This window comes from Microcystis sp. (assembly GCF_048564745.1).
Classification (GTDB): domain Bacteria; phylum Cyanobacteriota; class Cyanobacteriia; order Cyanobacteriales; family Microcystaceae; genus Microcystis; species Microcystis ichthyoblabe_A.
In genome coordinates this window covers 1-11,369 of record NZ_JBLZRT010000126.1, presented here as the reverse complement: position 1 = coordinate 11,369, position 11,369 = coordinate 1, and the positions used below count along the sequence as shown (strand labels likewise).

12 protein-coding genes are annotated in these 11,369 nt (G+C 44.5%); 6 read left to right on the top strand and 6 right to left on the bottom strand.

What is annotated here, in order from left to right; genetic code table 11:
* Positions 1-645 precede the first annotated feature (645 nt).
* Positions 646-1,437, bottom strand: a complete 792-nt coding sequence (locus ACOCD9_RS14265; RefSeq protein WP_287700786.1) for an HpsJ family protein — start codon at positions 1,435-1,437, stop codon at positions 646-648.
* Positions 1,438-1,829: 392 nt separating this feature from the next.
* Here ACOCD9_RS14265 and pgl point away from each other — a divergent pair, with 392 nt between their 5' ends.
* From pgl to ACOCD9_RS14250, 3 genes are all read left to right on the top strand, one after another.
* Positions 1,830-2,552, top strand: coding sequence for a 6-phosphogluconolactonase (gene pgl / locus ACOCD9_RS14260; RefSeq protein WP_194016033.1), 723 nt, complete (start codon positions 1,830-1,832; stop codon positions 2,550-2,552).
* A gap of 264 nt (positions 2,553-2,816) precedes the next feature.
* Complete coding sequence (locus ACOCD9_RS14255; protein WP_419547831.1) at positions 2,817-3,449, top strand: FHA domain-containing protein; 633 nt, start codon at positions 2,817-2,819, stop codon at positions 3,447-3,449.
* Positions 3,450-3,551: 102 nt separating this feature from the next.
* Positions 3,552-4,799 carry a site-2 protease family protein gene (locus ACOCD9_RS14250; protein ID WP_419547830.1) on the top strand — a complete coding sequence of 416 codons (1,248 nt, stop codon included), beginning with the start codon at positions 3,552-3,554 and terminating at the stop codon, positions 4,797-4,799.
* Here the strand turns inward: ACOCD9_RS14250 and ACOCD9_RS14245 are convergent.
* Positions 4,718-5,482, bottom strand: a complete 765-nt coding sequence (locus tag ACOCD9_RS14245; RefSeq protein WP_419547829.1) for a metallophosphoesterase family protein — start codon at positions 5,480-5,482, stop codon at positions 4,718-4,720. The genes ACOCD9_RS14250 and ACOCD9_RS14245 overlap by 82 nt on opposite strands.
* A gap of 421 nt (positions 5,483-5,903) precedes the next feature.
* Between ACOCD9_RS14245 and tpiA the strand changes: the two genes are divergently transcribed.
* Complete coding sequence (gene tpiA / locus ACOCD9_RS14240) at positions 5,904-6,629, top strand: triose-phosphate isomerase (RefSeq protein ID WP_287700793.1); 726 nt, start codon at positions 5,904-5,906, stop codon at positions 6,627-6,629.
* On the opposite strand, the gene ACOCD9_RS14235 is transcribed toward tpiA, so the two are convergent.
* The gene (locus ACOCD9_RS14235) at positions 6,626-7,408 is read right to left on the bottom strand and encodes a fumarylacetoacetate hydrolase family protein (RefSeq protein WP_043997825.1); all 783 of its coding nucleotides are present in this window, start codon (positions 7,406-7,408) and stop codon (positions 6,626-6,628) included. The genes tpiA and ACOCD9_RS14235 overlap by 4 nt on opposite strands.
* 145 nt (positions 7,409-7,553) lie before the next feature.
* Here ACOCD9_RS14235 and rpsF point away from each other — a divergent pair, with 145 nt between their 5' ends.
* On the top strand, positions 7,554-7,943 hold the full coding sequence (rpsF, locus tag ACOCD9_RS14230; RefSeq protein ID WP_287700795.1) for a 30S ribosomal protein S6: 390 nt from the start codon (positions 7,554-7,556) through the stop codon (positions 7,941-7,943).
* A 6-nt stretch (positions 7,944-7,949) separates the two neighbouring features.
* On the opposite strand, the gene ACOCD9_RS14225 is transcribed toward rpsF, so the two are convergent.
* Both ACOCD9_RS14225 and ACOCD9_RS14220 read right to left on the bottom strand, forming a co-directional pair.
* Positions 7,950-8,627: a Uma2 family endonuclease gene (locus ACOCD9_RS14225; RefSeq protein WP_287700796.1), complete on the bottom strand. Its 678-nt coding sequence runs from the start codon at positions 8,625-8,627 to the stop codon at positions 7,950-7,952.
* A 206-nt stretch (positions 8,628-8,833) separates the two neighbouring features.
* Positions 8,834-9,421 carry a DUF3782 domain-containing protein gene (locus ACOCD9_RS14220; protein WP_287700802.1) on the bottom strand — a complete coding sequence of 196 codons (588 nt, stop codon included), beginning with the start codon at positions 9,419-9,421 and terminating at the stop codon, positions 8,834-8,836.
* Positions 9,422-9,871: 450 nt separating this feature from the next.
* On the opposite strand from ACOCD9_RS14220, the gene ACOCD9_RS14215 reads away from it, so the two are divergent.
* Positions 9,872-10,684 carry a PEP-CTERM sorting domain-containing protein gene (locus ACOCD9_RS14215; protein ID WP_287700798.1) on the top strand — a complete coding sequence of 271 codons (813 nt, stop codon included), beginning with the start codon at positions 9,872-9,874 and terminating at the stop codon, positions 10,682-10,684.
* Between the two features lie 47 nt (positions 10,685-10,731).
* Here ACOCD9_RS14215 and ACOCD9_RS14210 read toward each other — a convergent pair whose 3' ends face one another.
* Positions 10,732-10,962: a type II toxin-antitoxin system HicB family antitoxin gene (locus ACOCD9_RS14210; RefSeq protein ID WP_419547828.1), complete on the bottom strand. Its 231-nt coding sequence runs from the start codon at positions 10,960-10,962 to the stop codon at positions 10,732-10,734.
* Positions 10,963-11,369: the final 407 nt, after the last annotated feature.

Sequence of the window (11,369 nt, the reverse complement as noted above, 5' to 3'; positions counted from 1 at the left end):
CCCTGATAATTCTGTATCTAAATTTACAAACAAACCGATGACTGTGGGTGACTTTGTTTGAAATCTTTACATCTTTTCCAGGGGGGTTGCCGTATTATTTTTTGGGTGGGTAGGGGTTGTCTTTTTGTGTGATCAATCTATACCAAATAAATATTATATTTTATCTAAATATTCTTAATATACCTCCCCGCCCCCGCCGCCCCCCCCAACCACCAACCCCCCCCCACCCACGCCCAGGCTCGCCACTATATGACCACAAAAAAGTCTAAAAGCCTTATCCAACAAGGTTTTTAGATTTATTCAGCAAACCCTAATTATGCAAGAGGTTTAATAAAAAATAAGGCTCTTCTGGTTTCTGTGTGGAAACGAGGTCTATACTGATAGTTTCTTCGACAAAATAGTCCTAAAAGTGTTACACGATAAGCATTTCACGATTCCATAAGCAAAAATTATCACACAAAGTCGAGAAGAGCCAAAATAAAAGAGCATCATTTGCTGATGCTCTTGGTCACTGAATATCTAAGTATTTACAGCTTTAATCCTAAGGATGAAGTATGCTGTTGTCTGCGCTCGTCTGCTGAGTCCTGAATTTTGGCTCCCGAAAACGAAAACTTTATGCTTCATCATTTAAGATAAATCCCCTACTTAAGCGGTGCGTTTTTTCACACTACTTAGTTCTCGAATGCCTAACCAACCGATCAAACTGTAGCAAATCGATAGCAACATACTTTGAATACCAATTCTTAACCACTGTTTCAAAGCCTCCAAGTTGGCTTGGCTTTCTGCCTGTTTTCGCCGCTCTTGCAGCTGAGTTTGTAGCTGATTTTTGATCTCATCTAATTTCTGTTTAAATTCCTTCGGGCTTTTGGATAAATCGCGTAAATTAGTTAATTGCTCTCTTTGTTGACGAAGGGTTTGTAACTGTTCCGTGTTGATCGGTTGTCCTTGAAAACGACCAGTTTCAATCACTTGAGTTCTCTGAGAGATTTGCTGGTCTAATAGTTGGGGATTTTGCGATAGAGTATTTATCTGGGCTAAGAAAGCTTGAATTTGTCCCTCCCCCTGGTCAACACCCTGTTCAATTTGAGTCAAAGCGTTGTTTTTAATCTGGTTGATATTATTGATGTGAACGGGAATCATCAACAGAAAAACTAAACCTAACAGGGTGGAAAAAATAAAGATCGGCCAACGCAATTCAAAGCGGGATTTCCTAGTAATGACATCTCTATTGTTAGCGTCAATCCAGTAAGCGATTAAAACGAGAACGATACCGAGGAGAGGAACAATTCCTCGATCAACAAAGGTGGTGACGAACCCTACCTGCCATTGGGATTGACTGAATTGATAGGGCAGCGGCAGGATAAACCCATCCAAAAGGAAGGAAAGAATGAAAACCAATCCCGTTAATTTCAGGGACAAAGAAGTAAAGCTGTTCATCGCTGTTTCTGTAATGGTATGTCAATGAATAGATTCATTAGTCTGTTTAAAAGTTCTCGCTGGGGGTTCCCAGAAGGATTTTGCCGAGAGGCACTCTGACAAACTGCAATTTCTAATTAACTCTCGCTCAACCTCCCGCTAAACCCTACGTTAAATCGTTCTGCTTGTCAACCCCTTTCGAGAATCGACTCTAGAAATATTACCTCAATATGGCATCGGTAAACCTATCCCTCTCACAGAATAAAATTTTCCCAAGCTCTCAGACGAGGTTTTCCCCAGATCTCTTCCCTAAGACAGAGGCTGCCAAAGAATAAAATTTTCCCAAGCTCTCAGATGAGTCCTGAATGGTTAGCCTATAGTAAAGACAGCCCCCTGAGTTGATAACAAAACCCATGCAGAAATTGGTGGAAGTTTTAGCTGATAAACAAGCTCTGATCGCAAAATCTCTGGCGCTGGTTCTGGAAAAAATCACAACCAGCCTCGACCAACAGGAATATTTTACGATCGCTCTTTCTGGCGGTAGTACCCCGAAACCTCTCTACGAAGCTTTATCCTCTCAACCCCTCGACTGGTCAAAAATTCACGTTTTCTGGGGGGATGAGCGCTACGTTAGTCCCGATCATCCCGACAGTAATCAACGCATGGCCCGATTAGCATGGCTCGATCGCATACCGATCCCGGCCGCTAATGTTCATCCTATGCCCACGGATGACCCCGATCCTCACCTGGCCGCCCAAAAATACGATGATCATCTCCGCCAATGGTTTGGGGTCAATTCTCCCGATTTTCCCGTTTTTGACCTGATTTTGTTAGGAATGGGCGATGATGGTCACACTGCCTCCCTCTTTCCCCACACGGCAGCTTTAACGGTGAGCGATCGCTGTATCACCGTCGGCGAGAAAGACGGCAATCCCCGCTTAACTTTTACCGTTCCCCTGATCAATCAGGCCCGTTGTGTGATCTTTATCGCTGCCGGCGAAAGTAAACGCCCCGCTCTACATGAGATTTTCTCTGCTTATGGCGACCCTTTCTCCTATCCTTCTCGTCTCATCCACCCCCCGGCCGGGGAATTATATTGGTTACTCGATGCGGCCGCTGGTTCCTCTTTTGTCTAGAGAATAGGGGGAATGGGGGAATGGGGAAATGGGGGAATGGGGGAATTTCAACTAAAACCCTAACACCCCAAAATCCTAATACCATTTTTCTTTATTCGCGTCACAACGAATGCAGGCTTGGCAAGCATTCGAGCGTGGATGTCTGTCATGGATTTAGAAATTTGGTATAACACCCCAACACCCCAACATCCCAACATCCCAACACTCCAACACTCAACCCCTAATCTGCTTTTTTACTTTTTCCTTTTTACTTTTTCCTTAAAAATGATCGTTTGTCCTAATTGCGAACATATTAACCCCGATGAGGCCACTCAATGCGAGGCCTGTTATACCCCCTTACCGAGGATGTCTTCCTGTCCTAGTTGTGGGGCAACCATCCAAACTGATGCCACCTTTTGTGGTCAGTGTGGCTACAATTTACAGCCTAATTCTGCCCCCATGGTAGCAGCCGAGGCCGAATCGGAACCTGAACCTGAACCCGTCCCACCGGTCCCTACAGCCACCGGCGCCTCGATCGCACCTCCTCCTGTTGCCCCCCCACCGGTTCCGGCCGCCACCCGCTTGCAGACGGAAATGGCCAGTCTCCAGCACCTACAAACCGATAGCAAAATTGAATTACCCCTACATCTATCGGTAATTCATATCGGCAAACCTAACGATCGCATTCCCCCCGATATCGATGTTTCCGGTTTTCCCGATTCTGACATCGTCTCCCGGGTTCATGGCGATATCCGCGTCGAAGGGGGCATCTATTACCTTGAAGACACGGGCAGCGCCAACGGAACCTACGTTAATCACAATCCCCTACCCTCCGGCAATCGTCATCGTCTTCGGGCAGGCGATCGCATTTCCCTCGGTAAAGGGGACAAAATGACTTTTATTTTCCAAATGTCCTAAAAGGGGTTAGGGTTTTAGGGTTTTCGGGTTTTAGTTGAATTCCCCCATTTCCCCACTTCCCCACTTCCCCACTTCCCACTTCCCACTTCCCCACCGAAAATTATGCGTACAAATTGGCGAATCGGCTCTTTATTAGGCATTCCTCTCTATATTGATTCCTCGTGGTTTCTGATTTTGGCTTTTGTCACCCTGCTCAATGCCACCGATGCAGAAATTCAGTCTCTGGCCGGCCAGAGTTTCGGTTTAGCGTGGTTACTTGGTTTAATCATCGCTTTATTGCTGTTTATCTCGGTTTTACTCCACGAATTAGGTCATAGTTTCATGGCTCGTTGCCAAGGCATCGAGGTCAATTCCATTACCCTGTTTCTCTTTGGAGGTATGGCCTCGATCGAGCGAGAATCGCGGACTCCTCCCCAGGCCCTGCAAGTAGCGATCGCTGGACCCCTCGTCAGTTTTCTCCTGTTTTGTCTCCTCTCCCTGGCCAGTCACTTACCCTATTTAAACGCCAATTTAACCTATATATGCGATCATTTAGCGATAATTAACCTGTTTTTGGCTCTATTTAATCTTATCCCCGGTTTACCCCTCGATGGGGGTCAAATTTTAAAAGCAATGGTCTGGCAAGCGACCGGCGATCGCTGGAAAGGTTTACATTGGGCTGCGATCAGTGGTCAATTCATCGGTTGGTTGGGGATTATTTTGGGGATTTTCTTGGTTCTCTTAACGGCAGCTGTGGAGGGTGCTTGGTTAGGATTAATCGGCTGGTTTATCCTCAGAAATGCCCGCGCCTACGATAATTTAACTAATTTACAGGAAAGTCTCCTCAATTTCACGGCGGGAGAGGTGATGAGCAGACATTTGCGGGTTTTAAATGCCCATCAAACCCTAGAGGAATTCGCCCAAGAATACGTTTTAGACCGAGCGGCTGCCAATACTGCTTATTTTGCCGCTTCCGAGGGGCGTTATCGGGGATTAATTCGGGTGGAAGATTTACAGGCGATCGAGCGGAGTTTCTGGTCAGAAAAACAACTGCTTGATCTTGCCCATCCCCTCGCCGAAATTGCCACTGTTGAGGAAAAAACCCCCTTAGTGACAGTGGTGCAGAAATTGGAAACTATCCCGGACCGCATGATCACGGTGTTAACACCAGCCTCCGCCGTAGCGGGGGTGATCGATCGCGGCGATATCCTCAAGGCAATTGCGATTAAATACCAAATTCCCCTAGAGGAAACGGATATTGAACGCGCTCGCGAGGGAGTTTACCCCAGTTATTTGCCCTTAAATGTTATTGCTGCCGCTCTCGACAAAAGTGAACCGCCAAAAATCGGCGAACCGTCCTTAATGTCCTGACCTAGAGAGGATGGACGATAATAATCTTGAATATGGCTAATCCGAAAATTTCCTCGCTGGTTAACCTGCCACAATTTCCCCGTTTCCACATCTAAACAGCTTAACCAGCCTTGGCCGTAGGCCCAAGTATCAATACAAATGGCATGGCCGAGATTAACCGGTTTACCGCTTTTTTGGCTGGTATGACCGCAAATCATGGTTTTTCCCGAACTATGGGCGGCGGGATATTGAAATTTCTCCCAAAAGAGTTTGTATTCTGGTTGTCTGGCCAGGGGTAGATGGGGATCGAGACTAGCGTGAACAAATAAATGATTTGCAGTTTCGTAGCTATTTATACAGACTTTTCCTAAAAAATCCCAGTGAGATTCGGGAATTTTAATCAGGTGGCCTTCGCTATAGGATTTTAGAGTAGCTTTACCGCCTTTTTCTAACCAGAGACGCTGTTTAAGGGGGTTATGACGGGCTTGCAGCATAATAATCTCGTGATTACCCTTGAGGGGAATCAAATTTCCCTGTTTGTGTAGGGAAATCAGGCGATCGATCACCCCTTTCGAGTCTCTGCCCTTATTAACGTAATCACCGAGGGTGATTAAAGTATCTTGCGGTTTGGGGTTGACAATCTCTAGTAAGTGATCTAGAGCTTTCGAGCAACCATGAATATCGCCGATCGCTAAGGTTCGCATGAGGATTTGGTAGGGGATTAGGGCATAGGTAGGGTTTGCGGCAAAAAGTTTTTCGTGGGGGCAGGGTTTGGGGTGTGGGCTTCGGCCGTGAGCTCAGCGTTCGACTGAGCTCACGCCGAAGTCCGAACGGGTGTGGGGTTTTACCGATTTTGAGGTGGTCAGTTACCTAATTTTCAGGGAAAAAGTCCAGGAATTTTACCCCCGATCCCTCCAATGGTAGGCACTTTTTGAGGTCAAAAAAGTCTAAAAGCCTTATCAAACAAAGTTTTTAGATTTATTCAGCAAACCCTAGGTACGGGTAAAAGTATTAAAGAAATCTGTTCACGACAAACAGCGATTATCGGTGATCTTGCTTAGGGTAACAAAAAGGCTTAGAGTAAAATGTACCATAAATTATCAAATCTACTAAATTAATTAAGCTGTGCCGAAAGTTGTTATTGCAGGTAACTGGAAAATGCACAAAACCCAGAGAGAAGCTTTGGAGTTTTTGCAAGATTTTAAATCCCATCTAGAGGAAACCCCCGACGACCGAGAAGTAGTTCTTTGCGCGCCTTTCACAGCTTTAGCTGTCCTCTCTAAAACCCTCCACGGCGGTCGTATTCGCTTGGGGGCGCAAAATGTCCACTGGGAAAAATCGGGGGCTTATACGGGCGAAATCTCGGCGGATATGTTAACCGAAATTGGGGTTCACTATGTGGTTATCGGTCACAGTGAACGCCGGCAATATTTCGGCGAAACCGATGAAACCGTCAATTTAAGGGTCATATCTGCCCAAAAACAAGGTTTAACCCCAATTATCTGCGTGGGAGAAAGTAAAGCCCAAAGAGATGCCGGAGAAACGGAAAAGGTAATTATCAAGCAAATTCAAGCAGGTTTAGTCAATGTTGACCAAAACAACCTCGTTATCGCCTACGAACCCATCTGGGCGATTGGCACGGGAGAAACCTGCGAAAGCGAGGAAGCGAACCGCGTTATCGGTTTGATTCGGCAACAATTAGATAATCCCGAAGTAACCATTCAGTACGGTGGTTCGGTAAAACCCGATAATATCGATGAAATTATGGCTCAATCGCAGATAAACGGGGCTTTAGTCGGTGGGGCGAGTCTAGACCCCGCCGTATTCGCTAGGATTGTTAATTATCGTTAATCGATTTCTGCTGCCATGACGCTATTTTCCAAAACCCCGATGCCTTCTATTTCCACCCGAACCTTATCCCCCACCTGCAGCGGTCCGATTCCTTCGGGAGTTCCCGTTAAAATCACATCCCCCGGCAGCAGGGTCATCACTTGGGAGATATAAGCCACCAAGACATCGGGGGGAAAGACCATATCACTGAGATAACTGCTTTGTTTGGGTTCGCTGCCATCATTGAGAAAAGTGGTTAATTGGGCCCCGATACTCAATTCCCGGACAATCCAGGGGCCGAGGGGACAAAAACTGTCAAATCCTTTCGCCCGCGTCCATTGGCTATCTTTTTTCTGTAAATCCCTAGCGGTGACATCGTTAGCAATGGTATAACCCCAGATTTTGCTTCTGGCTTGGGCTGTGGTGCAGTTTTTGGCGGTTTCTCCCATAATTAATGCCAATTCTCCCTCATAATCCACTCTTTCCGATTGGGGCGGATAGAAAATCGTTTCACCGTCGGCGATAATTGTCGTCGGTGGCTTGAGAAATAAAAGCGGTTCTTCCGGTACAGGTGTTCCCATCTCGGCGGCGTGGGCGCGGTAATTTTTGCCCACGGCAATAATTTTCGACGGGAAACAGGGGGCTAATAGTTGGTAGCTATCGGGTTCTAATTCTAGCTTGGTTAGTTGCCCTCCTTGCCAGGGAGGGGCATCAAAGACGGCAACGCTACGGTTTAGCTGTAACAGTCCGTAGAAGATTTGTCCTTGACGATGTTTCACTCGTACATAGCGTTGCGCCATATTTTTCTGGGAATGACTAGCGATCGACTCTCGGATAGTAGTATGATCATATATCCTTGCTTCTTTATTAAAAGCTAGAGAGTTATTAAAATCAATTAACCTCTGGTCTTGACAAAGAAGCCTTCTAGTCCATAAGGATTCTGAGATGAGCAATAACTACGAAACTCTTTACATTCTCCGTCCCGATTTAGGGGAAGAAGTCGTTCAGCAACAAGTGGAACGTTATCGGACTCTGATTACCGAACACAGCGCCACAGACATTCAAGTTAAGGTGTGGGGTAAAAAACGTCTGGCCTATCCCATCAAAAAACTCAATGATGGTGTCTATGTGCAGATGAATTATCAGGCCAGCGGCAAACAAGTCGCCCCCATGGAACGGGCCATGCGTTTAAGTGATGAGGTTATTCGTTATTTAACCCTAAAACTCGATCGCGTGGTCGCGCCCCCTGCCGATTTATCTCCCTTAACGGAAATTCACCCCTCTCCTATCACCGAAGCGGTGGTGGAAGATGACGGTATCTCCGCTGAAGATTAATTATAGTCACAACTGTGTCGGATCAATGCCCAATTCGCGTAATCGGGCAAAAGCGCGATCGCGTTCTTGTTGTGCTTGGTCGCGCTCTTGTTGTGCTTGGTTGCGCTCCTCAAAGAGGGTTTCAGGGTCTTTAAATCGTTCCCCATTGGGATAAAAGACCTCTAAACCCTCTTCAAACATCTCAAACCGAATCCCTAGGATTGGGGAAGTCCAAGGAAAATTCAAGGCCGTTACTGGGAAAAAATCCTCTTGCTGATTGGGTCGCACCAATCCCCAGAAATCATGGGAGTCTGGGTCATAGAAAAACATTTCTAATACCCCATACTCCCGATAGAAAGACTGCTTTTTGAGCATTTCCCTGGCACTATTGCTCGGAGAGAGGATTTCAAACACTACCTGGGGAGCAATATTGTCTTCTTCCCATTGTTTATAGCTGCCGCGCTCACCCGGTGGACGGCCGAAAACTACCATGGCATCGGGAGCTTGACGGGGAGCGGGGGGTACAGTTACCTGCTGGGGATACCAGAGCAAATCTCCAGCGACAAAGACGGTTTGCCCTTTAAATAAATACCTGAGATTGGCAACCAAGCGAACAATCCAGCGATATTGAACTGTGTTGTCGGCCATAGGTTTACCGTCGGAGTCAGGATAGAAAAGTTGGGGTTCGATGGGTGCTTGAACCATGCTTTATCTCTTGCGATCGCATTTTGGCCTAACTTTATTGTATCACCGCAAATCCTGGGTTTGAAACCCTGTCCTTTTATAATCCGTTGAGTAACGCACAGAAAACGGGTTTCTCGGAGAAACCCGTTTTCTGCTCATGCACTCATGCAAAAAGGGGAATAAATAATCAGTCTTTAATAACAGGATTTAGTATTATATCTAAATTTTTAATAAAGTCGAGGTTGAAAATTATCGGGAATATCCAATTCAAATACTTGGTCATGAATCCGAGCCACATAAAGCCCTTCTTGCAGAATTTTTTCCCGTAATTCCGGGGATACATGAACCGCCGCTAATATGCCATAGAGTTTTTTATCTTTGTGTTCAGGAAAAAAGCGGCGAAACCGTTGCAAAATACTTTTTAATTGTGAAATAGACTCCTCTCTGGCATGACTTTTAACTTCGACGATATAAGCAGTATTTAGCTGACCATTGGTATAGGCAAGAACATCAATTTCTAGGTGTTTTCCATCTTTACTGACTCGCACACTAGGACTAACAACTTCCATACCAAAGCGTTGCCTGAGAATCTTTTCCATTGAAGGGAGGGCAAGTCCTTCGGTAAAGCTGCCGAATTTGGCACCGAGTCCCCCAATTTGCTGACCTAATTCTTTGAGTTGTTTGTCAGTTTTCTTCTGTTGCTGACTAACTTCCTTCAGTTGTTTGTCAGTTTCTTTTTGAGCGGCAGTTAATTCAGCTTGAGCAGTCGCTAATTCGGCTAAGAGTCGCCATACGTCTTCGGATGTAGTTGCCATAGCTAATTTTTTCTCTCTGATTTGGTCTATTGCTATTTCATACCAAATTTCTAAATCCATGACAGACATCCACGCTCGAATGCTTGCCAAACCTTCATTCGTTGTGACGCGAATAAAGAAAAATGGTATTACTGAATTTTGCCGATTCATGAGGAAGATAGTGCTTCTGCCTTTGAGTAAGAGAGCGATAAGTAGGGCGTGTTACGCTGTCGCTAACATACCTTTATTTTTATAAGTAACTTAGAGTATTTTTAAGATTTAATAAATTTATTAGAGTATTGTTAAGATTTGATAAATTTAACGGCAAGGGCTTGAAATCTACAGAATTAAACATTATAAATCAGGCAGAACCACATTTTTTAAGAGGTATGTGCTTATGTTATTAGCAAAACTTATAAAAAACTCCATCGGGGGGGGGTAGCACTTATCAGTCTTACCCTTGCGGCTAGTATGCTGACTGTTTTCCCACAATCTGCTGAAGCGGTTTCTATCAGTAATAGTTCTTTATCGGTAGGTATAGATAATTTTACTGGTGCTATTAGTTCCCTCGTTTATCAAGGTGTAGAATATTATTTTCTCGGTGCTCCTGTATCTGATTATGGATTTCAAATTGGCAGCGATGATACTACTTTTGGTCGTGCATCCTATTCTGGACTATCTCCCAATATAACCATTTCCAGCGTAACTTCATCCTTAGCTTCTACAGCTGTGGTTACAGGTCAATACAATTCATTTATAGATTTCACACAAACATACATAGCTTCAGCACCTGATTTGTTAACTACAGAGGTTGAGCTAAAGAATAATGGTAGTGGGACAACTACTATTCGTTATTTCTTTGCAGCCGATCCCGATCAGGGAATTCCTTTGGGAGAAGGATTTGTGACTATCAATGATGTTTTTACATCCTCTGGTCAAAAATTCGGTAGTGCTACTGCTACTGGTTCCTTACCTTTTAGCGTAACATTTGGAACAAGTTCCCCTTTAGGCTTTCTATCATCTCTGGGAATTTTTAGTGGTCCTGACCTAAATAATTTCTTTACAACAGGTGGTTCAGATCCCAATGGTGCTGTGCAGGATATAGGCTTTGCTATAGGGTATGAATTCTCATTAAATCCTGGTGAGGCAGTTCAATTTAGCTATACTCAAGAGTTTTCTTCTGGGCAAAGTGTTCCTGAACCTAGCACAATTTTAGGCTTGGGTTTATTGGGATTGGGTGCTTTCTGCCAGCGCAAACTATCTCAAGGGAAGAAGTCAAAATAAGACAATTGAGTTGAGAACTTTGGGATTTATTTCAACAAATTTTTGATCTAGGAAAATAGGGGTTGGGTTGAGCAATAGCAAGGACTAACCTGCTGTTTTATAATTGTCAAAGGCAAACCTTTTTCTTTTCTAACTCCTAAACATAAGTCAATGGCCTCTTTGATATTTTGTAGAGCTTCTTCTTGAGTCTCACCTTGACTCAGGCAGCCCGGAATAATGGGACATTCCACAATGTACCATCCTTCTTCATCTTGGTAGAGCGTGACGGGAAATTTCATAAACTTTAACTGGTGATTTTGATGTTGCCGACCGATTCAATATTCAGGGTGAGAGCATCTCAAAAGCTATTGACAATTGGCCAATTTTGTGATATGCGTGGGCATTTCAGGTGATGCCAGCCAATCAAAATAGTTACGAAATTTTAACATTTGGTCGATTTTTGCTTAACAATTGAGATGGCAAATTCTCCTCAAATATGCCTTAATCTACCTCTGGGTAAGCAACTCACACAAAGTTCATTTTGTCAAGGATTGTTAAGATGCGCTCAGCAATTCTCATTTTGAAAACAAAAGAAGATAAAGTTCTCTATGTGAACAAGAGAACTTCTGTCTAATTATCATTTTTTTTCAAGATAATCATCATAATTAGCTTCAAGAGACAGTTTTAAAATATCTGCCCATAAAAA

What these genes read in the sequence shown, in the direction of transcription:
- ACOCD9_RS14265 (WP_287700786.1), bottom strand. Translation starts at nt 1,437, where the DNA reads ATGAACAGCTTTACTTCTTTGTCCCTGAAATTAACGGGATTGGTTTTC.
- pgl (WP_194016033.1), top strand. Translation starts at nt 1,830, where the DNA reads ATGCAGAAATTGGTGGAAGTTTTAGCTGATAAACAAGCTCTGATCGCA.
- ACOCD9_RS14255 (WP_419547831.1), top strand. Translation starts at nt 2,817, where the DNA reads ATGATCGTTTGTCCTAATTGCGAACATATTAACCCCGATGAGGCCACT.
- ACOCD9_RS14250 (WP_419547830.1), top strand. Translation starts at nt 3,552, where the DNA reads ATGCGTACAAATTGGCGAATCGGCTCTTTATTAGGCATTCCTCTCTAT.
- ACOCD9_RS14245 (WP_419547829.1), bottom strand. Translation starts at nt 5,482, where the DNA reads ATGCGAACCTTAGCGATCGGCGATATTCATGGTTGCTCGAAAGCTCTA.
- ACOCD9_RS14235 (WP_043997825.1), bottom strand. Translation starts at nt 7,408, where the DNA reads ATGGCGCAACGCTATGTACGAGTGAAACATCGTCAAGGACAAATCTTC.
- rpsF (WP_287700795.1), top strand. Translation starts at nt 7,554, where the DNA reads ATGAGCAATAACTACGAAACTCTTTACATTCTCCGTCCCGATTTAGGG.
- ACOCD9_RS14225 (WP_287700796.1), bottom strand. Translation starts at nt 8,627, where the DNA reads ATGGTTCAAGCACCCATCGAACCCCAACTTTTCTATCCTGACTCCGAC.
- ACOCD9_RS14220 (WP_287700802.1), bottom strand. Translation starts at nt 9,421, where the DNA reads ATGGCAACTACATCCGAAGACGTATGGCGACTCTTAGCCGAATTAGCG.
- ACOCD9_RS14215 (WP_287700798.1), top strand. Translation starts at nt 9,872, where the DNA reads ATGCTGACTGTTTTCCCACAATCTGCTGAAGCGGTTTCTATCAGTAAT.
- ACOCD9_RS14210 (WP_419547828.1), bottom strand. Translation starts at nt 10,962, where the DNA reads ATGAAATTTCCCGTCACGCTCTACCAAGATGAAGAAGGATGGTACATT.